The organism is Vibrio sp. 10N.261.51.A3 (assembly GCF_041471965.1).
GTDB classification, from domain to species: domain Bacteria; phylum Pseudomonadota; class Gammaproteobacteria; order Enterobacterales; family Vibrionaceae; genus Vibrio; species Vibrio crassostreae_C.
This window is the reverse complement of sequence record NZ_JBFRPK010000010.1, coordinates 1-25,901: the sequence shown is the minus strand read 5'-3', so window position 1 is coordinate 25,901 and position 25,901 is coordinate 1. Positions and strand designations below refer to the sequence as shown.

Genomic DNA, 25,901 nt, shown 5'->3' with positions numbered 1-25,901 from the left:
CTCTTAAGTGAACGGCATTACTGATTTTCAGGGCTCTTTTTCGTTTAATGGTCAGGTAGATCGTATCTGCCTTAATATTCACTCTTCTCTCGAACAAAGCGCGCAAACTTGGGTTTTCCGTTTTGAGTAAAACCATTGTAACGAAAGGTAATACGGCTGCCGATCTCTGGCGGTGCGAGTCTCATTTGGTCACTGAACCCGCTGCCTATATAAAATTCCACACCCTCTTCTGTGTGAACCAAGATTGAACCCATCATCCCTTTATACTTCCCTGTCCCACCTTTGTAGCCAATAACTGTGGCTTCGGCATCATGATGCCTTTTCAGTTTTAACAAATCATTACTTCGTCCTGCTTGATAACGACTGGTGATTTTTCTAAGCATCAAACCTTCGCCATTACGCTCATCGACATTATCAAGTTGATGAAACAAAGCCTCTTCACTGTGAATTGGTACATGTTCTATGTAGCTGACATGAGATTCTCCAATCACGCTTACCCAATGCAAAATGTTGTAATAGCGCTTTTGATAATCTCCCGCAGCGCCTGGCATATCAAACAGCATGAAATCGATTTGGCGCCATGCTGTGTCACTCGGCGTATGATCGAGAACGGTAGATTGAACAAGGTGGAACTTGCCCCTTCCTGCCCACAACTCTCCTTCGAGATGGACCTTAGGCAAGTTTTCAGTAAACCACTTGGGTGAGTAAATGCGATTACCATTGCGTGTATAAAGATGTTGTCCGTCCCAAAGAGCCCGAATCCCATCAAGCTTTTCACTCTTCCAGTATTCAGAAACATCAATGCCTTGTTGGTATGTATTGGCCAGTACCAAATGGTCGGGAGGTAAATAGGATGAATGAGAAGAAAGCGAACACGCCCATAGAGTTGCTATCGCCAATTTAGTTAATCTCATCATCTGCTCCGTATTGATATCTGTAGTAGTCAACAAACGCCTTTAATCCTAAGCGTTCTGACACGTAGGTAGACAACCTTTGCTAGAAGATGCGATCCACTCATCAACCTTATCTAACCTTTTCATTTATTCATTAAATTAATGACCTATAACTCTCATATATTCCGCCGTTTTTAGTTCTCATATTGAGAAACGTCTTTTCTCAATTTGAGATAGGAATTCGTACTAAACATAAATTATTGAAAAATAACAACATAAAAGTTGGCACATTCAGTGCAGTTGTCCATACATACTTAAAAGGAGATATCGCTATGGAACTACGTAAGACTGATTTAAACACAACGACACTGACACTTTCTATTTTCGGTGATCTGGATGCAGTAGGCAGTCGTGATGCACAAACCGACATCGATGATGTGATTTCTAACGATGGTCACCCTGAAATCGAAGTTGATTTTAGCCAGGTTGAGTTTTTAGATTCATCTGGTGTTGGCGCGATTGTTTATATGTTCAAACGTCTGACTGAGCGCGAACGCAACATGCGACTTGAAAATGTGACTGGTCAGCCTCTTGAAATTATGAACCTACTACGTATTGGCCACGCTATCCCAGTAAATTCAAAAAATCCTGCAAATTCATGAAGACCCACTAAGCTAGAAGTAACAAAAAATAATAAGAAAAATTAGAAACATAGGACGTTGGCATGAAAATACTGAAAAACTACATAGCCCTTTCTCTGTCCGCTCTCGTTCTGGGTGGCTGTACTAGCTATCCTGAACAAGGCACAGGGGGTTTGGCTGAAAGTTACGATTCTATTAACTATCAAAACTCAGACTTCTCTCCTGTCATGCCAGACGAGCCTCTTGGTCCGGAACATGGATTACGCTTTGATTGGCAGCTCGCTAAATTGCACCTTGATGCTTTGATCCAAGAAGGTGCTCGTTGGTGTTTCCCAGCTGCTGTTGTTCAAGCAATCGAAAAGCAAAATCGTATTGCTCGTGAACTTCAAGGCGGTCTACTACTGGATGCAGCCAACGACTTAGTGATCCAAAGAAAACGCCTAAATGAACTTGAGGTCCAACTGGATTACGTAACTTCACAAGCCCGCTGTGAGCCACCAAAAAATGAAAATCAATTTAGAATGCAACTGTCGGTTATTGAACAGTTGTATGACCTGCTTAATGTTGACAACCAATTTGCGGAAAACTCGACTGAAGTAAATCCTAAATATATGGGAAGACTGGCCGAGGCGACCACTTTACTTAAAGAACACAAATCCCTAGACCTTGTTGTTACCGGCCATGCTGATGCAACGGGTGCCGAAGAATACAACGACGAGTTAGCACTTGGACGAGCGAAACAAGTCGAACGCTACCTGACTATTTTTGGACTAGGCGCTCAACGAATCAAAGCCGTCTCTGTTGGCGAAACCGTCCCTCTTTTTGAAGGTGAATCCGACGGCACGCGTTTAACGAACCGCCGAGTAAGTATTGAAATTGTCTCGCCTAAGAATGCCGAGAAAATGGGAGGTGGATTATGAAATCCTTGATCGCTTTTATCATCACCCTATCGTTATGCTTTGCGAATGTCGTCAATGCTAACGATGAGTTTTCAGACGCGGTTCAAGTCGGTGATCTAATCCAAGTTAACGTACCCGGTGAAAGTACCTTAAACACGGGGTTCCAAGTGGATAAGCGTGGCCGTATTACTCTTCCAGAAGTAGGCGCTGTGTTTGTTGCGGGTTACGACAGTGAGCAGCTTAACAAAGTGGTTCTAGAGTCGCTGGCAACCGCTTATAAAGATCTTTCGAACGCTTCAGTGTATGTAAAAGAGCAGCAAATCATCGTCTACGTGCAAGGTTATGTAGAACAGCCTGGCGAATACACGCTCGCATTAGGTTCTAGCATCCAAATGGCACTTTACGCTGCGGGTGGTTTACGCCCGGGCGCGCAACTGGATAAGCTGATTCTTAAGCGAGGCGCAGATAAGAAAGAGTTTAACTACAAACGATTCCTTGATTCAGGAGACGAGTCAGCATTACCTACTCTTCAATCACTGGATTCACTATTCGTTCCAGCTTCTCCATTAGTCGGTAACATCGAGCAAGAGTTTGACGCAGCAAAGCTTGCTAACTCAGGTGACAGTGCTGATTCTCGTAACTCCATCAAAGTGTTTGGTGAGGTGAACGCCCCGGGTTCGTTCACTTACAAAGAGAACACCGACCTTGTCGACGTACTTATGCGTTCGGGCGGCGTAACTCGTTATGCCAGTGTTGAGCAAATCCGAGTGATTTCGAACAACACCCCAACGCTATTCAACCTAAAACGTTACTTAGATTCTGGTGACGAAAGTCTGCTTCCAATTTTACGCCCGGGTGCGACCATTTTCGTTCCCAAGCAAGAAGAAGAGATCAAGTCCGGCGCCAACATGGTTTACGTAATGGGCGAAGTCGCAGCCCCTGGTGCTTTTGAAGGCAAAAGAGACGCGACCTTTATGGATATCTTGGCGAATGCGGGCGGCCCAACTCGATTTGCAGAGTCACGACAAATCCGTGTTATCAAAGCAGATGGCAGAGTGCTTAAATTCGATTTAGCGGCTTACACTGAAGGCTTACCTAACTCTAACCCTCCTAGCATCAAAGCTGGTGACGCGATTTTCGTTCCCGAGAAAACCGACATGAACGAGAAGTCTTGGTTGAAAATTACGCCAGACCGAGCGGTTAACGTGATTGGTGAGGTGAATCGACCTGGTCGTATTGAATGGTCAGATGAAATGAACTTCATGGGGCTATTGGCACACGTCGGCGGCCCTACGCTACGCGCAGACACATCAAAAATTGAAGTCGTGACTGGTAGAAAGTTGGTTGTGTTTAACCTTGATGATTTCATTCGAAATGGTGCGCCACGTGACCAAATGCCGCAAATTCGCGCGGGTTCTATCGTGCGCGTTCACGACTTGCCACAAGATCCTTCAGACAATAAATCACAATGGGTTCGTCAAAGCTCTGATGCTTCGATCTACATCTTTGGACAAGTTAATGCACCCGGTCGTTACCGCTTCACCAAAGACATGCACTTCCTTGATATCTTGTCTGCGGCTGACGGTCCAACAAAGGATGCCGACATCCACAACGTTCGAGTAACGCATCGTGACAAAACCTATTCGCAAGTAAGCAAACTTAACTTATCACTGTACTTCGAAACCGGTGACGAATCGTTACTGCCAAACGTAACCACTGGCGACACGATTTACATCCCAGAGAAAGGCAAAAACTGGTTAGATACACCGAAAGAAGAAACCGTTCGTGTGCTTGGTGCGATTAACAATCCGGGGCGTTATGTGTTCAACGACAACATGACCATTCTAGATATTCTGGCAGAAGCAGCAGGCCCTACCGACAATGCTTATGTAGAAAAAATTACCATCGTCAATATGTCTTGCTGCCAAGGTCAGGCTCGTACTTTTGACCTTGTTGAATTCAGCAAAACGGCGAACATTTACAACTTGCCGGTGCTACGCGCTGGTGACACGATTTACATCCCAGACCGTCGCGAAAGCTTTATTGAAAAAGCACGCGTCGGACTTGATGACATACTGCGTATCACCACCACCATCGTATTAATAGGAGCTTTATAATGACAATTTCAGCGACCCATGCCGAAGTCGAGCAACTGTATTTAGCTTCTGAACTTAACGGCCAAAAATCAATATGCGTCACCGCCTGCCATTCAGGTGACGGCGTAACATCTATTGCAACCGCACTAGCTGAGCGTTTTCTTCTTGCGGGTCATTCAACACTTTATGTTGACCTCAACTTATTCAACCCAGCTTTCAAAGATTTGAATATGCTAGAAGATAATCAGCAAGGTCAATTGATTGAACATGTTGAATCTCAGCGTACGTTTATCGGTGTCCCTGCTCCACAAGTTGCTTCAACGCAATTGGCTTATAAAGATCCGACAACGTTACAAAAAGTGGTCAACAAATGGTTAGAGAAATACGACAGAGTCATCATTGATACCTCACCGCTTCTCAACATAAACAAAGGAAACATTCCGGCGCAGTCTGTGGCGAGTGCTTGTGAAAGCACACTAATGGTTGTCGCTTATGGTGAAACGTCGAGTCACCACCTAGAACAAGCGAAAAAGCTGCTTGATGCACAAAGTATCAATCTAATGGGCTGCGTGATGAACATGAAACAAAAACCTAGCTTTGCACAAGAGTTGGTCAGACAAATCAATCGAATGAAATTCATCCCCGCTAAGTTTCGCGATAGCTTGGCAAACAAGCTGTATCAAAATGAGTTTTTGAACCTTCCGATGTAACTTTCTTTTGCTACTTTCTGGCTGTCATTAAACCATGACAGCCACCTATCTTATTAGACTTCAAGCTCCAACAGTTCTGAATAAATAAAAACCAAATTGAGTGTTTTTGGCGAAAATATGACTAAAAATACGATTTTAAAAACTATTCAACGCATTTCACGCACGCAAGGTGTGGTCTTACCACCTTTAAACTCATCCAAAAATCAACAGCCCCACACCTAACTTTAGCGGTAATGTGACACAGGCGGTTAAAGTGCCATGTAAATCGCATCAAAGATGGAATTCGTACGATTATTCCCTAAGATTATAAATAGAGGTGGTTTTTGACGAATTTGTAATAGTTTGACAAAGTTATCCGATGGCTGTTGAAACACAGTGGATGAATTGGCAAATCACACTTCACTGACTTTGCACGTTTATCTATTCAAACTTCACCCATCCCTCCTTCTGCTCAAATGGTTCAAATACACGGAAAGGATCACCATCGAGCAATTTAGATAATCAATTTACCTTGGTTACCTTAGTTGTATTATTAAAGAGAAAGGAAACTCAATATGAAATACAAGTTAAGCTCCGTATTTTTGTTAGTAGCAGCAGCCAGCGGTAATGCTAACGCTGGAGAATGTGGCAGCGTAACAATTGCAGATATGAACTGGAACTCTGCAACACTGATCGCCAATATCGACCAATTCATCCTTGAACATGGTTATGGGTGTGATGCTGAACTTATCCCTGGCGACACTATGCCAACAGGCACGTCTATGATCGAAAAAGGCCAGCCTGATGTTGCACCTGAACTTTGGAGCAACAGCTTAAAAGACGCATTAGATAAAGGTGTTGAAGAAAAACGTCTTCGCTACGCAGGTAAAGCACTTGTGAACGGCGGTGAAGAAGGCTTTTGGGTTCCAGCTTACCTAGTAAAACAGTACCCTGAAATGGCAACCATCGAAGGCGTACGCAAAAACGCAAGCTTATTCAAACACCCTGAAGATCCAGATACATCTGCATTCTACAGCTGCCCTGCAGGCTGGAACTGTCAGATCAGCGCCGGAAACTTGTTTAATGCTCTTGAGCTAGAAAACAGCGGTTTCACGATTGTTGATCCAGGCTCGAGTGCCGGCTTATCTGGCTCTATCGCAAAAGCTTATGAACGTGAAGAAGCTTGGTTTGGTTACTACTGGGCACCAACCGCTGTGCTAGGTAAATACGACATGGTTAAAGTCGACTTTGGCAGTGGCGTTAATGAGGAAGAGTTCCTTAACTGTACCACCAAAGAAGATTGTGAATCGCCAAAAGCGACCATGTACCCGCCTTCACCTGTTCACACGATTACCACTGAAAGTTTTGCGTCACGTGCTCCTGAAGCGTACGACTACTTTACTAAACGTGGTTTCACAAACGACAAAATGAACTCGCTACTTGCTTGGATGGAAGACAACCAAGCTGATGGCGAAGAAGCGAGTCTGCATTTCTTAAGTGAATTCCCAAAAGTATGGCACCCATGGGTTTCTGAAGAAGTGGCTAAGAAAGTTGAAGCTCAGCTGTAAGAGCTTGATTTAATAACAAGTAATTACGCTTCAACAATAAAACAGAAATAACGTCGCTATACTTGATGTTATTCATGATTCGGAGCCCTTTTCATTAGCGATTTTCTTATCGCATGGACAAGTGGCTCCGAACTATAAGGATATAAAATGGCTGACAGCAATTGGTTATCAAGCTTTCCAGAGATGGAACGCGGTGATTTACGAACCATAAAAAAGACGCTAGATGGCGCATACCGTGAATTTTCCCGTGAATACGGCGAAATGATTGAATCTCTCTTTGACCCTCTTCTTTCATTCCTCGTTTGGTTTGAAAAACTCCTTATCTCAACACCTTGGATTATAGTCCTGGCTGTGTGTACCAGCCTTGTCTACGCAGCAAGCCGTTCTTGGAAACTGGCTCTAGGCTGTGTTGCTTCTCTACTTCTCATTGGTTACTTTGGAATGTGGGAAGACACCATGCGGACGCTCAGTATCATCACTGTATGTACCTTGGTTTCAATATTCTTGGGCATTCCGATTGGTATTGCGATGGCTCGTTCAAATCGAGCTCAGTCAATTGTTACGCCGATGCTCGATATCATGCAAACCATGCCTGCGTTCGTTTATTTGATTCCAGTGGTAATGCTACTGGGCATCGGTAAGATTCCAGGGCTAATCGCCGTGGTTATCTACGCGATCCCACCTGTAATTCGTCTAACTAACCTAGGCATACGCTTAGTTGATAAAGAAGTCCTTGAAGCCGCTACCGCTTTCGGTGCGAGCAAAAAGCAACGCTTATGGGGTGTTCAACTTCCTCTAGCAATGCCAACGATCATGGCGGGTATTAACCAAACCATCATGATGGCACTGTCTATGGTTGTTATCGCATCCATGATTGGTGTGAAAGGCCTAGGACAACCGGTTCTCAAATCGATTACTAACCAGTACTTCACATTAGGCTTGATGAATGGTTTCGCCATCGTTGCTCTAGCAATCCTTTTTGACCGCGCTTCTCAGGCGTACGCAAGAAGAACTAATGCGCATTTAGGAGGATTCAAGCATGACTAAACCATTGATTGAAATTAGTGGTCTGTACAAGGTGTTTGGACCGAAACCAATGTCTGTTATGAACCGAGTTCAAAACGGCGAACACAAAGATCAGATTCTTGCGGATACGGGTCATACTGTTGGTTTAAAAGAGATTAACCTTGAGATTAACCGTGGCGAAATCTTCGTTATCATGGGGCTTTCTGGCTCGGGTAAATCGACGCTGATTCGCCACTTCAACCGTTTGATTGACCCGACTCAAGGTAAAATCATGGTTGAAGGCATTGATGTCATGAGCCTCAACACTAAACAGTTAGAAGAGTTCCGTCGTCATAAAATGTCGATGGTATTCCAACGCTTTGGTTTAATGCCTCATCGCACAGTGGTAGAAAACGTTGCTTACGGGTTAGAAGTACAAGGCATTAAAAAAGAAGACCGTTTAGCAAAAGCCAATGAATGGTTAGAAACGGTGGGCTTGAAAGGTTACGGCAAGCAATACCCTGCGCAACTTTCAGGTGGTCAGCAACAACGTGTTGGCCTTTCTCGCGCTCTGTGTACTAACGCTGAAATCTTGTTAATGGATGAAGCCTTTTCGGCACTCGACCCTTTGATTCGAAGTGAAATGCAAGATCAGCTTATCGAACTTCAAGAGAAGCTTCATAAGACGATTGTTTTCATCACTCATGATCTGGACGAAGCACTCCGCCTAGGCGATAGAATCGCAATTTTGAAAGACGGCGAGTTAGTACAACAAGGCACACCACATGAGATTCTGCTAAATCCAGCCGATGATTACGTGGAAGCGTTCGTGAAAGACGTAAACCGTGCTCGTGCACTGACCGTTGAAACCGTTATGCAGCCTCCTCTGTATCGAATCACATCAGAAACGATTGAAGGTGCTCTGGCACAGATGAAGATGCTGAAAAACGATTACGCTTATCACGTAACGGATGACGGCTATCAAGGCCTAGTCACACAAGAGAGCCTACAAGACGCAGTTGAAGATTCATCGGTACATGATTTTAGTGATGAGATATACGAAGAAGTCCCTGCCATCTTACCAGATGCGGTGATTGAAGAAGTGCTACCGGACACTATGTCTTGTGACTACTCTCTTCCAGTTGTTGATGAAGACGGTAATCTAAAAGGTGAACTCGAGAGAAGCGCTGTTGCTGATATCTTCTCAGAAAGTAGCGAGGAAGAAGTAGAAGCCGACCCAAAGCCAAAGATTGATAAAGCTTCGTAGTCCTACTTTTCGTGATTTAAAGCTCGGCTGTTTAAATTATCGCTATTTGCGTTATCGCTATTTAGATTAGCCCAAACTGCTTACCCCGCTCTAAGACCACTGTTGTTAATTCACTGCAGTGGTCTTTTTTATTTGTATCGGGCTCGTTTTCTTCTGAGATCTACCCGCACCTTAGGCTTTATAGGCACCTAAGTTTATATTTCATAAGAGAAAACAAAATAAAATCAGTCCGTTAGGTTTGTCACAAACCCAATAGCAAGATGAGTGAGATGCCAATTAAATGCTCTATTTGTACGGCAACCAGTTGAAATTATTCTAGAAAATGACTAAAACTTAATAGTATTAACAGATATTAAGCTCAATAAAAGGACTTAGTTTGATGAATTCTACTTTAGCGTCAGACGCAGCTACAAATCTAAACTCACAACAAGTGAGCGAGCTTGTCGATGAAAGCGTTCTGGAGCAAATGATTCGCGATACAAGTGCGGACATTATCCCTATCTTGATCGACCATTATGCCGAAGAATCACAAACACGCTTGGTCGCTATAAAAGAGGCAGTCACGCAGAAAGACGCTCAAACACTTGAGTTCGAGGTCCACACTCTCGGCAGCACAGCGCTTTCGTTAGGTAATCGCCCTTTGGGTGAATTAGCTCGAGCTTTAGAAAAGCTATGTTTAGAACAGAGTCATGATGCGGCATTTCGACAAGTTGATGAATTACTAGAGCTCGCAGAGCGTTCAATAAAAGCCTTGCTTGAAAGGAAAGAGGCAGGCTTCAGCTAGCTTTGCATGTTCATTATCGGTATCAGATTAAAAACTCAAAACAGTCGTTATTAATATAGTCGCCATAAGATGGGCTCCATCATGAACAGCAATGCGAGAAGTTATACAGGCCGCTTCTTAAAAGATTGCATGTGGTAGATAACAAATACACAAGACTCGTATTGATGGTTGCATATCACTATGTTATTGATTGGTTAGGATAAAGTTTCAAAAGGAATACACAATGCGCCCTAAGGTATTGTTAGTTGAAGACTCCACCTCACTCGCCGTACTCTACAAGCAGTACGTAAAAGACGAGCCCTATGATATTTTCCACGTCGAAACCGGCGCGGAAGCTAAGACCTTCATTGAAAGGCACTCTCCACAGCTTGTGATTCTCGACCTTAAGCTTCCTGACATGCCAGGCGAAGAAGTCTTAGATTGGATTACTGCTAACGAAATACCGACCGCTGTCATCATCGCGACAGCGCATGGTTCAGTAAACATCGCGGTAGACCTTATCCAACGCGGTGCAGAAGACTTCTTAGAGAAACCCATTCAAGCCGATCGACTCAAGACCTCTGTTAGCTTGCATCTAAAAAGAGCGAAACTCGAAAACCTCGTCGATAACATGCAAAGCAAATTCGATCGTGATCGTTTTCATAATTTCATTGGCTCTTGCCTACCCATGCAGGCGGTTTACAAGATCATTGATTCGGTAGCACCAACCACTGCCAGCGTGTTTATTAACGGCGAAAGTGGTACAGGTAAAGAAGTGTGTGCGGAAGCGATTCACCAAGAGAGTCAGCGTAATGGTAAACCCTTCGTGGCCATTAACTGCGGCGCTATCCCTCGAGACCTAATGGAGAGTGAAATCTTCGGTCACGTTAAAGGTGCGTTTACCGGTGCGACAACCGACCGGAAAGGTGCAGCAATGCAAGCGCATGGCGGTACCCTATTTCTCGATGAGCTTTGTGAAATGGAACTGGAGATGCAGAAGAAGCTCCTCAGATTTTTGCAAACTGGTACGTTTACTCCACTCGGTGGCAACCGCGAGATTAAAGTGGATGTCAGAATTATCTGTGCGACCAACCGCGATCCACTGGTTGAAGTAGAAGAAGGACGTTTTAGAGAAGACCTTTACTATCGTGTTCACGTTGTGCCTATCGAGATGCCACCGCTTCGCGAGCGAGGGAGTGACATTGTCACTCTTTGCAATCATTTCTTGAAGCTGTACGCGAAGCAAGATAAGAAGAAGTTTAAATCAATAGACAAAGAAACGCAGAATCTACTTAAACGTTATGCGTGGCCAGGCAATGTGCGTCAGTTGCAAAACATCATCCGTAACATCGTGGTGTTGAACAATGAAACGAGCGTGACTAAAGACATGTTACCGCCTCCGATTAATAAAGTAGATGCCGCTCCATCATCTAAATCAGTGACACCAATTCGAGTAACTGCGCCTCAACCTGCAGTTGTTGAAGCACCAGAAGCTAAGTTGCCACCGATTACTCCGGAAGAGTTGGAACAATCGTCAGTTGCTCAAGCTCACAATGAGCCGATGACGCCTGCATTTACCACAAGCGAAGGTGCTATTCGTCCAATGTGGCAAATAGAACGTGAAGCCATTCAACATGCCATAAATCATTGCGATGGGAATGTGTTAAACGCTGCTGTGCTGTTAGAACTTAGCCCTTCTACTGTTTATCGTAAGAAACAGGCTTGGGAATCGGAAGATGAGTACAATCAAGCCTAACCAAGGTGTACTCGACATAAACCTTCATGAGATTTGGCTGTTGATCGACAGCCAAACTTTTGGAGGTATAGAAACGCATGTTTTAGAATTAGCACAAGGCCTGATATCGGAAAGCGCTCAGTATTCAGAGGCTGTTCGTATCGTTCTTTTGACTAAGTTTAATCCTGAAGCGATCATCGTTGAAAAGTTGAATGCGCTAAACATCCCTTTTAGTTACCTCTCCGATTTAGCCTCATGTTCTGTAGATTCAAATGGCAATAGCGCGACACAGCTGAAACGTGCAGTTCAACATTATCAACCAAGGCTTATCCATGCTCATGGTTACAAAGCCAGTTTGGTCAGCAAGTTAATCAAGCTTGTACCTCGTTTAAAGAACACCAAACAAATCACCACTTATCACGCAGGTGAAACCCCAACAGGCAAAGTATGGCTTTATGACTGGCTCGACCGTTACAGCAGCTTTCTTTCTGATCAGTCGCTCGTGGTCAGTGAAAAGATTAAAGCGAAAGTGCCGAGTCAAACCCATCAATTGAATAACTTTGTTAAAATGCCAAGCGGGTTAACAAGCTCCCCTTCATCAAGCCCATTCCATGTTGGTTTTGTGGGGCGATTGAGCCATGAAAAAGCGCCTGATCGATTTGTTGCATTAGCCAAACAGTTTCCTGATGTTCGGTTTGAGCTTTTTGGTGACGGGCCAGAAATGGACATCTTAGTTAAATCGCAGCCTGATAATGTGACCTTTCATGGGCATCAGACCAATATGGACGACGTCTGGAGCCAAATCGATCTGTTAATCATCCCTTCTCGCTTTGAAGGCTTACCTATGGCGGCATTAGAAGCCATGATTCGTGGCATTCCCGTTCTCGCCACCTCAGTTGGTAACTTGCCTCAACTCATCGAGCATCAAGTTAACGGCTACCTTGCAAATTCAGAAGCTGAGCTAGAACAGTTTTTATCTTTGTGGATGTCATTGACGAACGAGCAGCGTGACTCTCTCAAGAGTCACGCGATAGAAACCGTGAAAAACCAATACTCTCCACAAGCCGTTGTCCCGCAGTTGTTGGAAATCTATCAACTCGACCGTTAATTCTAGCCTTAGTCGATAACTGGTTATTTGGGCTTGATGATTTAAGTACTTTAGTCAGTTTTATACTGATTCTCAAAATGACAAAACTCACCTCAAGGCTACGCCCTCACTTAATAATCCAACATTAAATCAGTAAGTTAAACAAAATGCATAACTGGCACTCACTTTGCAATCTTTAACATCAGGCGTAACTACGTCTTAAAAAGATTACGAGCCGAGTCCTAAAGAGTTTATTTGCCAATAGAGGTCACAATGGTCAACCCTGAAGCCAATAGATTGCCAGTCATCATCACGATCAGCACCTTGTGTGTTGGGCTTGGTGTTGTTTGGTACTTTGTGCCTCACCCTGCTGTCATTGTGGCGCTCGCTCTTGTGCCATTGGCCGGGTTATTCGTGTTAAACAAAACATTCTGGTTAGTTTTACTGTTCGTTGTCTTTTCATTTTTCCGAATTCACGAAGCTATACCTCAGCTCTATTCGCTAAAAATACCGCTGATGCTTTCATTAGGCGCTCTGTCGGCTCTTCTATGGCATGCATTAATCAGTAAAGAACTTAAAATCTTCTGGCACCCTTGTTTAAATTGGCTCGCCATATTTTGGGTATTGGTTTTCATTGGTATTATCTTCGCGTCCAACAGGCCAATAGCACTAGCAGAATTCAAGGGCGTTTATTGGAAAATTATAGTGATGACGCTTGCGATTACTTGGCTAGTAAATACCACGGAAAATCTCGCAAAAACCGCGATGACGATTATCTACGCTGGCGCTTTAGTCAGCTCTATTGCCGTGTACAACTCAGTAAATGGTATTGGGCTTGTCGAGGGCTCACGCGTGACTATTGGCCGCGATTTTGGCTCTATGTTAGGTGACCCGAACGACCTAGCACTGGTACTGATGTTCCCACTCGCCTTTACAATAAGCCAAGCCACCACGACTGGCATCTCACGATCCAAACGTTTAATCAGTGCCTTAGTTTGTCTGTTACTGCTCGCCGCCATTATTGCCACTCAAAGCCGTGGCGGACTACTGGGGTGTATTGCGGTGATTGGTATTTTTGCGTGGAAGCTAGTGCGCTCTAAAGTTCTCTTAATCTCAGTGGGAACTGTCGCGGCCGTGGTGCTCTATTTAGTTGCTGGTATCTCAGACAGATCTTCTGGTGGTGCCGCTGAACAAGGTATCGATGAATCTGCAATGGGTCGAATCTATGCTTGGGAAGCAGCAATAAAGATGGCAGTTGAGAATCCACTGACCGGCGTAGGGTTGAACAACTTCTTCTCGAACTACTTCTTTTACAGTTCGCATTGGGACGGACTGAATCACGCCGTTCACAGTACCTGGTTTGGTGTGTTGGCAGAAACAGGCTTTATTGGTCTGATCATTTTTGTCTGCCTTATCGTTGCTTTGATCAAAACCTCTCGCTCTACGCTAACGAGGTTAAAAAACTCGGCCACAGAAATCGCCCCCGAACTCAATGCGGTCGCCTATGCGATCTATGCAGGTCTGATTGGAACAATCGTGTCGGGTACATTTTTGACTCAAGGCTTCAACTGGCCGATTTATATCCTCGCAGCACTCACAGTTTGCGTCTCAAATGTATCTCAAACTGCCTGTCAAAATGAGAAAACCTAAAAGACACATTTTAACCTATTGAAAATATTATATTTATTAGATGGCACAATATATGAAAGTACTTCTATATAACAAAAAAGAGGATTTTCATTATGACGTCAGTATATATACATCAATTCAAACATTGGCTTAAGTTTCATCCTAATTCTCGAATTAGAAATGTGTTTTTCATTTTGAAAAACATCAGAAGCGCAGAGCTACCTACCCCTAAACTATTTAATCGCTGTCTATATCAAGCGCACAAGCTAGTGGTGAATCTGGTTTCTGGCTTTACGCGATTCTTCTACTGGACTCCGGCTTTCAAAGGTCGTGTGGTTCAATGTGGCAAACGCCTGTATTTGTATGGTGGACTGCCTTTCGTCAGCGGTCCGGTGCAAATTACGATTGGCGACAACTGCCGTATCTCTGGCCACACGACATTCTCTGGTTGTACTCAGCCACTTGAAGGCTTGGAACACCCACTATTGTCGATTGGCAACAACGTCGACATTGGTTGGCAGTCGACTATCGCTGTTGGCGGTAAAGTCGTTATCTCTGACAACGTACGAATCGCAGGCGGCGCTTTTCTATTTGGATACTCTGGACACCCGCTTGATGCAAAACGCCGAGCGCTAGGTGAAGGTGACGACCCTCAGCAAATCGGTGACATCATTCTTGAACCCGATGTTTGGTTGGGCACGAATGTGACGGTCAAAGGTGGCGTAACCATCGGCGAAGGTGCCGTAATAGCCGCAGGCAGCGTAGTAACAAAGAATATTCCTGCCTTCGCAATCGCAGGTGGCAACCCAGCTCGAGTTGTCGGTCACATCAAACCCGTTGAAGTGACAGAATCCGATATGTTCGATTCGTTAGAGACTCATGGAGGTGACCATGCGTGATTTAATCGTATTTGGTGAAGACTTTGGTGGCCTACCTTCATCGACTCAACATTTAGTTCGTCACCTTGCTAAGCAGCACAAAGTCTTATGGGTCAACTCTATTGGCTTAAGACAACCGAAGCTGTCCGCCAAAGATGTTAGCCGAGCGTTCAACAAGTTGTTTGGTAAAACCAAGGCCGTAACTCAAAACATGCTCGACTCTGAGGGACACGACAACATTACTATCGTTAACTTAAAGACAATCCCTGCGCCTGCTTCTAAATTTTCTAGAAAGTTGGCTCAGCAAATGATGTTGCACCAACTAAAACCGGTTATTGCAGAGCTTAATCTTAACGCGCCTATCCTATGGACTTCTCTTCCGACCGCTGTTGATTTGTGCGGACACTTACGCGAGTCATCTGTGGTCTATTACTGCGGTGATGATTTTAGCGCGCTGGCTGGTGTTGATCATGACACCGTTGCACAGCACGAATCAGAGCTAATCGAAAAATCAACGCTTATATTCGCGGCTAGCAAAAAATTGATGGATAAATTTCCAAAGCATAAAGCGCACTTGCTACCACATGGTGTCGACGTAGACCTATTTTCAACACCCGCACCAAGAGCAAAAGATTTACCAAGCAACCACCGCCCTATTGCTGGTTTTTATGGCAGCCTTTCTAAGTGGCTTGATTATGAAATGATTGATCATGTTGCGAATGCGATGCCGGAATGGGACTTTGTTTTCATAGGTCCAAACGAGCTTGATACGCTCATGCTGCCTAAGTTGAGTAACGTACATTACCTTGGCCCTCGTCCACACCACACGCTACCAAGCTATTCTCAACACTGGGATGTGAGCTTGTTGCCGTTTGTTGATAACGAGCAGATCCGAGCGTGTAGCCCACTCAAACTAATGGAATACCTTGCGGCGGGCACACCCATTATCACAACACCGTTCCCTGCTTTGGTTCCATATCAAGGGCACGTAACCACGGTTGGCAGTGCCAACCAAATGATTTGGGCGCTTGATCATGCACGCGAGCTAAGCAACTCACCTATCTCTGTCGTCGAACAAGAGAGCTGGCAGAACCGTGGTAACTTCGTACATTGGATGTTGGAGCTATTATGAATAATCTGAAATTGCGGTTATTAGTCATCATCAATGCGATGTGGCGCCAACGCTACGTTATCGTTCTGCCAATGCTTATTTTGCCCTTTGTAGGCTTTGGTGTGAGCAAGTTGGCTCCAACTAAATATGACGCGCATACCAGTATGTTGATTCAAGAAACGGCCAAGATGAATCCATTCTTGGAAGACATTGCCGTTTCGACGATGCTCAAAGATCGACTTAACGCATTGAGAACACTGCTTCACAGTCGACATGTGCTTTACTCGGTCGCTGATGAACTGCAATTAACCACGCCAGATATGCCTGAAATTGAGAAACAAGAGATCATTACTGACCTGTCTCAACGTCTAACGGTGACTCAGCTTGGAAAAGATTTTCTAAAGATAAGTCTAACGTCGAACACACCAAATGGAATGGAAGCGACGCTGCGCTCGGTAAGTGAACATTTCATTGAACAGTTACTCGCACCGGAGCGTTCATCGATTGAAGATTCAAGTAACTTCTTGAAAATCCATATCGACAAACGTAGCGCAGAGCTTGCAGAAGCAGAAGAAGCGCTAGCTGCATACATGAATGAGAATGTTCATTCGACGCCTGAGGTACAGAGCCAAAGTTTGAATCGCTTAGCTTCACTCAAACAAACACTGGCAGAAAAAGAGGCCGAGTTATCGGGTGTCGAAAAAAGTTTAGGGTCAATCGACCAACAACTTTCAAGAACCAACCCTGTGATCGGTAAATTAGAAGACCAGATCATCGACATTCGTAGCGACCTTACCTTGTTACAAGCTAAATACACGGACAAGCACAGTGCTGTGCAAGCTAAAGTGCGTGAGCTAGACAGACTAGAGAATGAACGTAAGAGTTTGCTCGAGGTAACCCAGCCAACGATGAACAGCGACCAGCTTTGGGACATCGCAAGTAGTACGACACTGAACAAACTTTCTGATACCCAACCTCTTCTGGTCACTCAATTACACAGCCTACAGCTGGTTCGTGCTCGCTTTGAGTCTTTAACTGAAGAGACCAAAAGCCTTCGAACTATGATTTTCGAATTAGAACACAAGGCCAATAACTTCGGCGAAAATGCAAAAGAGATGTACCGCCTTAAACGTCAAGTTGAAATCAAACGTCAACTATATGATGAACTGACAGAGCGTTATGAAATGGCTCAACTAACGGGTTCGCTTGGTGTATTCGAGCAAAACAAACGTGTGAAGATTATCGATTTGCCTTTCACACCGAGTGTCAAATCTAACATGCCGACTTTTGTTTTTATTCTGGCTGGATTCGTTGCAGGTATCGGATTGGGTATTGGTTTAGCGGTATTGTTTGAACTGTTTGATTCTTCAATCAAACGCAAAGACGAAATCGAAGATATCTTGGGTGTCCCTGTGATAACGGTGATCCCTAAAATGAGCTAGTCAGCCTCAAAGCCATTTTTGACTTGCTCGCTTCACAGCTTTCTAGCTTCGTGCATCCTAGAGCAAAACGCCAACACTCGCTTGGCGTTTTGTTTGTTTAAAGCCCCAAGTTCTAATGCTACTTTCGATTTACCCAAGCCCTATGATTCAAATTGCCATTCAATCGTATTTTGTTTTGATTCCCATTTTGAGAAATGAAAACCACCCTGTAATTGAATAATCTAAATACCTGAAAAATAAAGGCTATTTAATTGGCACAACTCCTGCTATCTCCTTGTGTAGTTAAACGTTTTAAAGAATTTACTTCAAGAGAAACGTCAGAAAGGCGAAATAAGAATCACAAAGGCAGGGTCCAAATTATGAATACGCATTTAACGAAGCATGGCAAAAAGATCATACACGTTGTTCAGCACCTTGCACCGGGTGGATTAGAAACCCTAACTCTGGATTTGCTGCGCCTTGCTAAACCAACAGACCAAGTGTTGATTGTCAGTTTAGAAGGTACAAAACAAGAGTCGATCAACAACTGGCCGAAGCTAGAGCCATACAAAGAGCAAATCGTCTTTTTGGATAAAGCACCAGGCGTACAATTCAATATCATTATTAAGCTAATTAAAGCCTTCAACGCGATTCGCCCTGATGTGGTTCATACCCATCATATTGGCCCACTGTTATACGCTGGTTATGCCGCTCGCGTAACCGGGGTTCCAACTCGAATCCATACCGAACATGACGCTTGGCATCTGAACAACAACAAACGTCGTCGATTACAAGCGCTTGCTTTAAAAGCTGCTCAACCAACGTTAGTTGCCGACGCGACACGTGTTTATAACCAACTACGCACTGCTTTTTCTTATGAGAACATCATTACCATCAAAAATGGCGTTGATTGTGAGAAGTTTAAGCCAATGTCGAAAGAACACGCGAGAGCAAAACTAAACCTGCCGACAGACAAACACATCATCGGTTGTGCAGGTCGACTAGAACACGTCAAAGGCCAAGACCAACTTATTAAAGCACTGACTCTTTTACCTGCAAACATGGTTGTCGCATTGGCTGGCGGCGGTACTAAACGCAATCAACTAGAGCAACTGACTAGCCGCTTGAATCTGAGTAACCGAGTCATCTTTCTTGGCTTAGTTGAAGACATGACCACGTTTTACGGAGCGTTGGATACGTTCTGCCTACCTTCACGCCACGAAGGGCTGCCGCTTTCTACACTTGAAGCTCAAGCATGCAATATTCCAACCGTCGCAATGGACGTTGGTGCCGTCGATGAAACCTTGTGCCCTATCAGCGGAACACTCGTTAAAAAAGGCAGTATCACGGGATTAGCCAATGCCTTGTTAGAGAATCAAAATGAACGCTTTTTATCACCTCGACACTATGTTCTTAAGAACTTCGACATCATCAAAATGGTTTCGTCTTACAACGACATCTCAGAAGGAGCTTACGCATGATTGATTGGTTGCTTGCGGGACTTTGTTTGTTTTCAGGTGCGTTGATTGTCTATCATCACGCAGCCTACCCTTTGTTACTGCGTTGGTATGCGAAAAGCCACCCCGCACGCAAAGTTGAAGAGAGTCATCGTTGCTACAAAGAGGAACAGCAAGATTGTACGTTGCCGACCATCACCGTTCTTGTTCCTGCATTTAACGAAGAACAGTGGATCGCAGACAAGATTCGTAACCTTGCTTCACTCGATTACCCCAAAAAGAAGCTGCAAGTCATTGTCGCTTGCGATGGTTGCACCGATAACACAGTCGCCATTGCACAAATGACCATACAAGAAGCGATGTGCAGTGATGTCTATTTTGAGATACATGACCATCAAGTAAACCGAGGTAAAGTCGCGGTTGTTAATGAAGAAGTGACACGTATAACCAGTGATATCACGGCGATGAGTGATGTTTCTGCCCTTATTTCATTGGATGCTTTGCTTATAGCTGCCGCTCATTTTGAAAGTGACAAGGTTGGAGTGGTAAACGCAACGTATCAACTTTGTCCAACAGGCAATGAAGGCGAAAACACGTATTGGCAGTACCAAACCGCGGTTAAAGAGTCTGAGGCTTCGTTAGGTTCTAGCTTGGGTTCTCATGGCGCTTTCTACTTGTTTAGAACACACCTGTTTGAACTGCTTCCACTCAACACTATTAATGATGATTTCATCTTACCGATGCAAATCGTTAAACAAGGTTACATCGCAGAATACGAAACCCAAATGGTGGCATTAGAGCTAGAGGAATCGAACCTAGAAACGGACTTCAAAAGAAGACTTCGTATTTCAGCGGGTAACATGCAACAAGCGATTCGATTATTTGCCTTGTTCAGCCCGAAGTTCAAAGGCATCGCGTTTGCGTTCTTTTCAGGAAAAGGACTTCGCCTGCTCACTCCCTATTTAATGATTGTGTGCTTAGTGTGCTCAATCTTACTTAGCAACTACTTGGTATTTGAAGCGCTGTTATGGGCTCAAGTTGCCGTTTATACCATTGGCGTCCTTGGCTGCATCTTGCCAAAGCGTCTAGTAAACAAACCTATTTCATTAATCTCTTATTTGATAGTTGGACACTACGCCAACTTCATTGGTGGCATTCGTTACCTAATCGGACTAGAAAACTCACCTTGGACACGAGCAAATCATTAAGGACTTATTATGATGAACATCGAACAGCTATCTACCCAAAACCTATACCAATACAAAATCTCACGTGCTAAACGTACTTTCGATTTTGTAAGCTCACTGATTGCTTTGATTTTGCTAGCGCCCGTATTTCCGTTGATTGCGATGGCGATTGCACTCACTTCTCGTGGCCCTATTTTCTACCGTCAATTGCGCGTTGGTAAATCGACACCGGAGAAAATGGAAATCTTTGAGATCATGAAATTCCGTAGCATGTACGAGGATGCAGAAACTCGCTCTGGTGCAGTTTGGGCTACCGCGAATGACCCACGAATCACGCCTGTTGGCCGCTTTTTGAGAAAGACACGTCTTGATGAACTGCCACAACTGATCAATGTACTGAAAGGTGAAATGTCTCTAATTGGCCCCCGCCCTGAACGCCCTACTTTTTACACCAAACTAGAGAACGAAATTCCTTACTTTGCCGACCGCACATACGGTGTAATGCCTGGTATTACAGGGCTTGCACAAGTAAATCAAGGTTACGACACCTGTATTGATGATGTACGTCGTAAAGTAGGTTTTGACCACAGTTATGCACTAAGCCTATGTTCGGTTAAGTCTTGGATTGCCGCTGATCTCAGCATCATCTCTAAAACAATCATCGTAATGGTAGATGGTCGAGGTCGCTAAACCAGTATGGTCTAATGTGGATACAAAGCCTGTTTTCTATAAAGCCTTAGGGGGCGATTGGAAAGTCGCTAATGAAACGCAAAGTGCCGAATTAGCCCACGTTAACTAGACTCGCTGCTCTCGGTTCTCAGTTGAATGGTGTAATAAGGTTTCTTCCCTATCAATTGACGTAAACATTGGCAATGAATGTATAACGCAGATGTGGCTTGAGTTAGGGATTAGAAATTAAGAGCTGAGAGCTCAAAGTTAAGAATTAAGAGTTAAGACGAGAAAGCTTATATTCATAGAAAACCACGGCACTTTCGTCAGAGGCTTGCTCAACAAAACCTAGCTTATTAAGTAAGTGTGTAGAGGCTATGTTTGAACGATCGACACCGCCAGTCAGTGTTGACCATGACTCCATTTTAGCGACTTCTGTGATGAAACCCTTCAGTAGCTCACTCGCTAAACCCTTGCCCCAGAACTCTTCTGCAAGCAAGTAGCCAATATGAGCATCACTTTCGTCTTCTACATAAGCGAACAGAAAACCAATCAATTGATTATCGTTGGATTTCACTTGAAGTAAGCGGCTCCCCGACAACATTCGGTCGAGCCAAATTTCAGCCAGCTCACCTGACACAATACCGTGAAAGTATGGTGGAAGGTTTTCAACGACTGACGGGATTAGAATGCCAGGTACTCGCTCAAGCAGAGCCGAACGTTCAGGAACAGTAAGTTCACCTGCGACTTCTTCTACTTTTAGTCTTTGAGTTTCAAACGAGATCGCCATGTGTCCTGCCCAATTTGATAAAAATGTGGATTATACACCTGAGTTCTCGTGTTGGCTTCGTTTCCAGGCTAAAGCAAACTAAAGAACAGCCACGCCTTCAACTTCAATCACTGAGTTAACATTTGCTCGCTCGATTATCTTGAGTAACGTTGTTTGGATTAGCTCATTATCTCGGATTTCGGTTTCACAAGAAAAACGCTCTTCTTGAACACCATCGCCCTCACCCAGCATAAATTGAACCGCGACTTCCGTTGCGAGATCTTTGGTCGTCCCGTAATACGCTAACGTGATTTTTGGGTATCCGTGGTCGCCTTTTTTAACCTGCTTTGCGATACGTTTTTTGGCTTTATCTAAATTCATACAACTTCCTTTTAAGTTTGAAATACAAGGTGACTAGAACACCTTTTTAAACGGTAAGCAATACAATCAGCGTTGGTTATAGAGATTCCCTAGCCTCTTGATACTAATCAAGATGGTACAGTCTTAGCACTTTAAAGAGTGATAGCTAGAACACAGAAAACCTGTTTAAGAAATATAATGACAACATATAAGAACTACGCGCCAAGAAGTGGGAGATGTTTTCGTTGCTGATAAGTTAAGGCTAACTCCAAGCACTGCTTGATTGGTGCCTTGGGAAGTGGTTCAGTCAGTTTCAAGACGATTGCACGATTACCTTGAAATACCAATGTGCCATCGTGCAATTCTCTGAATGTGTCGATTAGCTTCGTTTGGCAGTTAAAGAACAAGTAATAGTTGTTTGGCGATTTTAATTTCCAATCGATTCGAATTGGACTGCCCGTCTTAACGCTGTAACTCGGCTCGCCCCATTTCAGAGACTCTTCGACTTCACCTAAATCCAAATCAGAGCAAAGCTCAAAGATTAATGAACGCAACTCTTCAAGCCGAGCTCGAACATCATCGGGATACTCGTCGAAATGTGTTTTGATTGCTCTGTCCATTGAACCTCCGATTCATTTGTTGTGATATTAAAGTCCAGCTCACTTAAAGCATAGAACCTTAAACATTAGCCCAACTTTAAACGAAAAGTGCCAAGCCTAATAAATCATTTTTCGTTTATCTGTTCGTTAGCGGTTTCAAGGCCAGCTTTAAACCGTCCGTATCCTTACAACCAATGTAAACATGCTTTCCATTACTTAAGCTTAACTTAAGCGCTGAACCTATCGATGCATTATACAACCAACCATCGCTCAGCATTCGGATACCAATACCTTGATACCACTTGCTTTGATAAAACGATGTCTCTGTAATGTCTGACACTTCTACATTCTTACGCCAAAAGCCAAAGCCGAAATACCAGCTAAGTACATTGTCTTTAACCTCAATTGTCATGGAGAAAAAGAGCAAAGCAATTAAGCCGTTGATGGCGTGAGCGATTAATGTCCCGGGGTTATTATCAGAGGTAACGACAATGAAAGCACTTATCGCAACAAGGATGAGCAGCAATCCCTTGTTGGATTCCTTACTATAAAACACAGTGGCAACTCCTATAGACAACGAACAATCCACTAACTAGCCAACAGTTATCTTACTGCAGCCTTTCTAAAAAATCGTAGCAAGTAATGCAGGCATACTCCCACAACCAAACCAAGTAGCATCGCCTTGATACTACCAACCCAAAGTATCAAACCAGAATAACCTTGTCCCGGACCTAAGCCTTGTTTATTAATCACATCGACAAACATAAAACCGTTCCACAGCACATGCAGTGAGGCTGTAAATCCATGCACACAAATTGCGATGGTTCCAAGTAACTTGTACTTGCTAATGACTGGTGCGCCACAAAAAATGACAACAAGCGCAAAGGTAAAAATCAGAGGGCCAGACAATACTAAAGTGAGTGTGGTTACTTCAACGTGGCTCTCTATGCCATAACTGTATGTACAAAATACCATTGTCATTGAAAACAAAAGCGAAATGAGTGCGAACCATAGCGTTCTATTCATTGGGGTTCCCTGCCTTAATAGTGGGTTTAGGACAAATTCGATAATCGACAGGAAAAACTAATTACCAAAAATAGCGCATATGAAATGCACTTATATCTCAATAACTCGATAGAAAACTCAGACTTCGGTGAATCTCATGTAACGCAAGTCTTAAGTTACCAGATGTACAGTCAACAACACAAACGACTGCATCAACCTCAAACTAAACACACATAAAGTCACTTACCTCTTAAGTTATTGTTATACATAAGTTGTTACACTGGCTAACATACACCTGACATACTGTGACCTTATAAATAATACAAAAGATATTTCATCCGAACCAAGGCTCCATTATGTTTAATAAGCAATCTCCTGAATATCTTAAAAATGGTGTATATAACATCCACGGCATAACTTTTAGTACATTATGGGCTTACAAAAATAATCGTGCATATATGTCAGGAACCAACACATCGACTATAAATACACATCAATCAAATACACTAACTAGCATGGGCTACCCAAGCATTCTAACAGTTCCAGACTTTGGTGGTTATGACCAGGTAAAAGCATTCCCCATTCAATCTATTGAATACTTTATAGACCATATAAATCCATCACTAGATTAACAGTAAGAGCTAGGTAACTGCCTAGTTAGCTCACTATATAAGACGTAAATCTAGCTCGAAGCATGGTAATTGGCTCGAGCATTACCCCACACGAGTAGACTTCTTTCACGAGAGAGCATAAAACTTACACTTTCCCCTTCTAAGAGCAAAGTATGAACCTTAAAAATATTAGCAAAGAACTTTCTGACTTGGCGCAACTTGAGCTAGATGCTTACTTGCGTAGAGGCGAGTTAATACAATCAGCAAAAGAACATTTCAAAACAACCAATAGCTGGTTAGCTTGGTCTAAATCTCACCTTGGCATATCTAAGTCTACGCACTATCAACATATCCAGCTTTATAAAGCATTTAACGATGGTACTTTTGGGAAGGAGATGAGAAAGGTACCTATTATGGTTTTAACTGCACTTATCTCAAACGAAGAGCTTAGAAATGAAGCCCGTATAGAAATGCGAAATGGTGTTTCTGTTGATTGTGCCTGGCTAAAAGAGAAACGCTCGAAATAGCCAGAGGAATCGGATGTGGCTAACGCAAAATTAAGGTATAAACACTAAACTGGCTTGACGTAAAAACGCCAGCTTAAGTGGTGAGCAACGCAATGCGATGTTTCCGCACACTACCATAAACACTAAAATAAACGCATGTTAAAAATGCCACGTGTGCCGAATCATTCTTGAACAACTTGTTGAACGAAGCCGCTACGCGGCAGAGTAAAACGAGTGCAAACCATACTCTTGTAACACCATCACCCTGATGGTCGTTCACAGGAGTAACCCCATGAAACCCGATGACTTAAAACGCTACAACACCCTTTATGAACAACACCTTACCAACCTAAAGCTGCAAGGTAAACGACCCGCGACCATTGATGCCTATTCCCGTGCGGTTCGTCGGGTCACCGCTCATTTCGACCGAGCCCCTGATACATTAACGACCTCTGACCTCAAACAGTTCTTCGCGTCTCTTATTCAAACTCATTCGTGGAGCACCATAAAACTCGATCGTAATGGCTTGCAGTTTTTCTATCGCTACACGCTCGATAAACAGTGGGAATGGCTCAATATCGTCAAGCCGCCACAAGTAAAACGACTGCCCGACATACTGACACCGCAACAAGTCAGCTCGCTGATTAGCCACACTCGACAGACACGTTATCAAGTGTTTTTTCTTACTCTGTACAGCATGGGGTTGCGCCTTGGTGAAGGACTGAACCTCACGGTTCACGATATCGACAGCCAAACCATGCGTGTCCACATACGGGAAGGAAAAGGCGGAAAAGACCGAATGGTGCCGCTTCCGCTGCGAACGCTTAAAGCTCTTCGCGTGCATTGGCTTACCCATAAGCACCCTTACTACTTATTCCCTGGCCTTGGTACATGTCACGACACCCCCATGGATCGTGGCGGAATTCAAAAGACGATGAAACTTGTACTTAAAGAGTGTGGTATCAAAAAGCATGCGAGTCCTCATTCACTCAGACATTGCTTCGCAACGCACTTACTTGAGCAAGGAGTCGACCTACGTTCACTGCAATCACTGCT

The 25,901-nt window shown here is 43.8% G+C and carries 25 protein-coding genes and 1 pseudogene; 20 read left to right on the top strand and 6 right to left on the bottom strand.

Annotated elements, in window-relative coordinates:
- Positions 1–71 precede the first annotated feature (71 nt).
- Positions 72–914, bottom strand: a complete 843-nt coding sequence (locus AB4371_RS03435) for a DNA ligase (RefSeq protein WP_065584423.1) — start codon at positions 912–914, stop codon at positions 72–74.
- 311 nt (positions 915–1,225) lie between these two features.
- Here AB4371_RS03435 and AB4371_RS03430 point away from each other — a divergent pair, with 311 nt between their 5' ends.
- The 17 genes from AB4371_RS03430 (at position 1,226) to AB4371_RS03350 (ending at position 21,016) form a co-directional block, all read left to right on the top strand.
- Positions 1,226–1,555, top strand: a complete 330-nt coding sequence (locus tag AB4371_RS03430; protein WP_372148943.1) for an STAS domain-containing protein — start codon at positions 1,226–1,228, stop codon at positions 1,553–1,555.
- 62 nt (positions 1,556–1,617) lie between these two features.
- Complete coding sequence (locus tag AB4371_RS03425; protein ID WP_372148940.1) at positions 1,618–2,454, top strand: OmpA family protein; 837 nt, start codon at positions 1,618–1,620, stop codon at positions 2,452–2,454.
- On the top strand, positions 2,451–4,550 hold the full coding sequence (locus tag AB4371_RS03420) for an SLBB domain-containing protein (protein ID WP_372148937.1): 2,100 nt from the start codon (positions 2,451–2,453) through the stop codon (positions 4,548–4,550). The genes AB4371_RS03425 and AB4371_RS03420 overlap by 4 nt, the downstream gene beginning before the upstream one ends.
- Entirely contained in the window at positions 4,550–5,239 is a 690-nt protein-coding gene (locus AB4371_RS03415; protein WP_065677467.1) for a tyrosine-protein kinase family protein, read from the top strand. Before AB4371_RS03420 ends, AB4371_RS03415 begins: the two co-directional genes overlap by 1 nt.
- Positions 5,240–5,793: 554 nt before the next feature.
- A complete protein-coding gene (locus AB4371_RS03410; protein WP_372148935.1) occupies positions 5,794–6,786 on the top strand; it encodes an ABC transporter substrate-binding protein in 993 nt (330 codons plus the stop codon).
- Between the two features lie 147 nt (positions 6,787–6,933).
- Positions 6,934–7,833 carry a proline/glycine betaine ABC transporter permease gene (locus tag AB4371_RS03405; protein WP_017059591.1) on the top strand — a complete coding sequence of 300 codons (900 nt, stop codon included), beginning with the start codon at positions 6,934–6,936 and terminating at the stop codon, positions 7,831–7,833.
- The gene (locus AB4371_RS03400) at positions 7,826–9,058 is read left to right on the top strand and encodes a glycine betaine/L-proline ABC transporter ATP-binding protein (protein WP_017059590.1); all 1,233 of its coding nucleotides are present in this window, start codon (positions 7,826–7,828) and stop codon (positions 9,056–9,058) included. The genes AB4371_RS03405 and AB4371_RS03400 overlap by 8 nt, the downstream gene beginning before the upstream one ends.
- 379 nt (positions 9,059–9,437) lie before the next feature.
- Entirely contained in the window at positions 9,438–9,842 is a 405-nt protein-coding gene (locus AB4371_RS03395) for an Hpt domain-containing protein (RefSeq protein ID WP_372148932.1), read from the top strand.
- Positions 9,843–10,065: 223 nt separating this feature from the next.
- The gene (locus tag AB4371_RS03390; protein ID WP_136978470.1) at positions 10,066–11,577 is read left to right on the top strand and encodes a sigma-54 dependent transcriptional regulator; all 1,512 of its coding nucleotides are present in this window, start codon (positions 10,066–10,068) and stop codon (positions 11,575–11,577) included.
- Complete coding sequence (locus tag AB4371_RS03385; protein WP_372148929.1) at positions 11,558–12,664, top strand: glycosyltransferase family 4 protein; 1,107 nt, start codon at positions 11,558–11,560, stop codon at positions 12,662–12,664. Before AB4371_RS03390 ends, AB4371_RS03385 begins: the two co-directional genes overlap by 20 nt.
- Before the next feature lie 252 nt (positions 12,665–12,916).
- Positions 12,917–14,293 (top strand): O-antigen ligase family protein, encoded by a 1,377-nt coding sequence (locus AB4371_RS03380; RefSeq protein WP_136982666.1) that lies wholly within the window; start codon positions 12,917–12,919, stop codon positions 14,291–14,293.
- 92 nt (positions 14,294–14,385) lie between these two features.
- On the top strand, positions 14,386–15,171 hold the full coding sequence (locus tag AB4371_RS03375; RefSeq protein ID WP_372148926.1) for a DapH/DapD/GlmU-related protein: 786 nt from the start codon (positions 14,386–14,388) through the stop codon (positions 15,169–15,171).
- Complete coding sequence (locus AB4371_RS03370; RefSeq protein WP_372148924.1) at positions 15,164–16,282, top strand: glycosyltransferase; 1,119 nt, start codon at positions 15,164–15,166, stop codon at positions 16,280–16,282. Before AB4371_RS03375 ends, AB4371_RS03370 begins: the two co-directional genes overlap by 8 nt.
- Positions 16,279–17,703 (top strand): Wzz/FepE/Etk N-terminal domain-containing protein, encoded by a 1,425-nt coding sequence (locus tag AB4371_RS03365; protein WP_017063900.1) that lies wholly within the window; start codon positions 16,279–16,281, stop codon positions 17,701–17,703. The genes AB4371_RS03370 and AB4371_RS03365 overlap by 4 nt, the downstream gene beginning before the upstream one ends.
- A 359-nt stretch (positions 17,704–18,062) precedes the next feature.
- Entirely contained in the window at positions 18,063–19,163 is a 1,101-nt protein-coding gene (locus tag AB4371_RS03360) for a glycosyltransferase (protein WP_372148921.1), read from the top strand.
- The gene (locus tag AB4371_RS03355) at positions 19,160–20,347 is read left to right on the top strand and encodes a glycosyltransferase family 2 protein (RefSeq protein WP_229647965.1); all 1,188 of its coding nucleotides are present in this window, start codon (positions 19,160–19,162) and stop codon (positions 20,345–20,347) included. Before AB4371_RS03360 ends, AB4371_RS03355 begins: the two co-directional genes overlap by 4 nt.
- Before the next feature lie 9 nt (positions 20,348–20,356).
- Positions 20,357–21,016 carry a sugar transferase gene (locus AB4371_RS03350; RefSeq protein WP_017063903.1) on the top strand — a complete coding sequence of 220 codons (660 nt, stop codon included), beginning with the start codon at positions 20,357–20,359 and terminating at the stop codon, positions 21,014–21,016.
- 253 nt (positions 21,017–21,269) lie between these two features.
- Here the strand turns inward: AB4371_RS03350 and AB4371_RS03345 are convergent, their stop codons facing one another.
- The 5 genes and pseudogenes from AB4371_RS03345 to AB4371_RS03325 form a co-directional block, all read right to left on the bottom strand.
- Positions 21,270–21,785, bottom strand: a complete 516-nt coding sequence (locus tag AB4371_RS03345) for a GNAT family N-acetyltransferase (protein ID WP_102393715.1) — start codon at positions 21,783–21,785, stop codon at positions 21,270–21,272.
- Between the two features lie 78 nt (positions 21,786–21,863).
- Positions 21,864–22,145 carry a hypothetical protein gene (locus AB4371_RS03340; RefSeq protein WP_061017995.1) on the bottom strand — a complete coding sequence of 94 codons (282 nt, stop codon included), beginning with the start codon at positions 22,143–22,145 and terminating at the stop codon, positions 21,864–21,866.
- A gap of 194 nt (positions 22,146–22,339) precedes the next feature.
- Complete coding sequence (locus AB4371_RS03335) at positions 22,340–22,744, bottom strand: DUF1801 domain-containing protein (protein WP_017059576.1); 405 nt, start codon at positions 22,742–22,744, stop codon at positions 22,340–22,342.
- Positions 22,745–22,848: 104 nt separating this feature from the next.
- A pseudogene (locus AB4371_RS03330) lies at positions 22,849–23,300 on the bottom strand (hypothetical protein).
- A gap of 26 nt (positions 23,301–23,326) precedes the next feature.
- Entirely contained in the window at positions 23,327–23,749 is a 423-nt protein-coding gene (locus AB4371_RS03325; protein ID WP_017068350.1) for a hypothetical protein, read from the bottom strand.
- A gap of 335 nt (positions 23,750–24,084) precedes the next feature.
- Between AB4371_RS03325 and AB4371_RS03320 the strand changes: the two genes are divergently transcribed.
- The 3 genes from AB4371_RS03320 to AB4371_RS03310 all read left to right on the top strand — a co-directional run.
- A complete protein-coding gene (locus tag AB4371_RS03320; protein WP_372148919.1) occupies positions 24,085–24,360 on the top strand; it encodes a hypothetical protein in 276 nt (91 codons plus the stop codon).
- Between the two features lie 152 nt (positions 24,361–24,512).
- Positions 24,513–24,866: a hypothetical protein gene (locus tag AB4371_RS03315; protein ID WP_372148916.1), complete on the top strand. Its 354-nt coding sequence runs from the start codon at positions 24,513–24,515 to the stop codon at positions 24,864–24,866.
- A gap of 271 nt (positions 24,867–25,137) precedes the next feature.
- On the top strand, positions 25,138–25,901 hold a 764-nt coding region (locus AB4371_RS03310), incomplete at its 3' end, for a site-specific integrase (protein ID WP_372148913.1).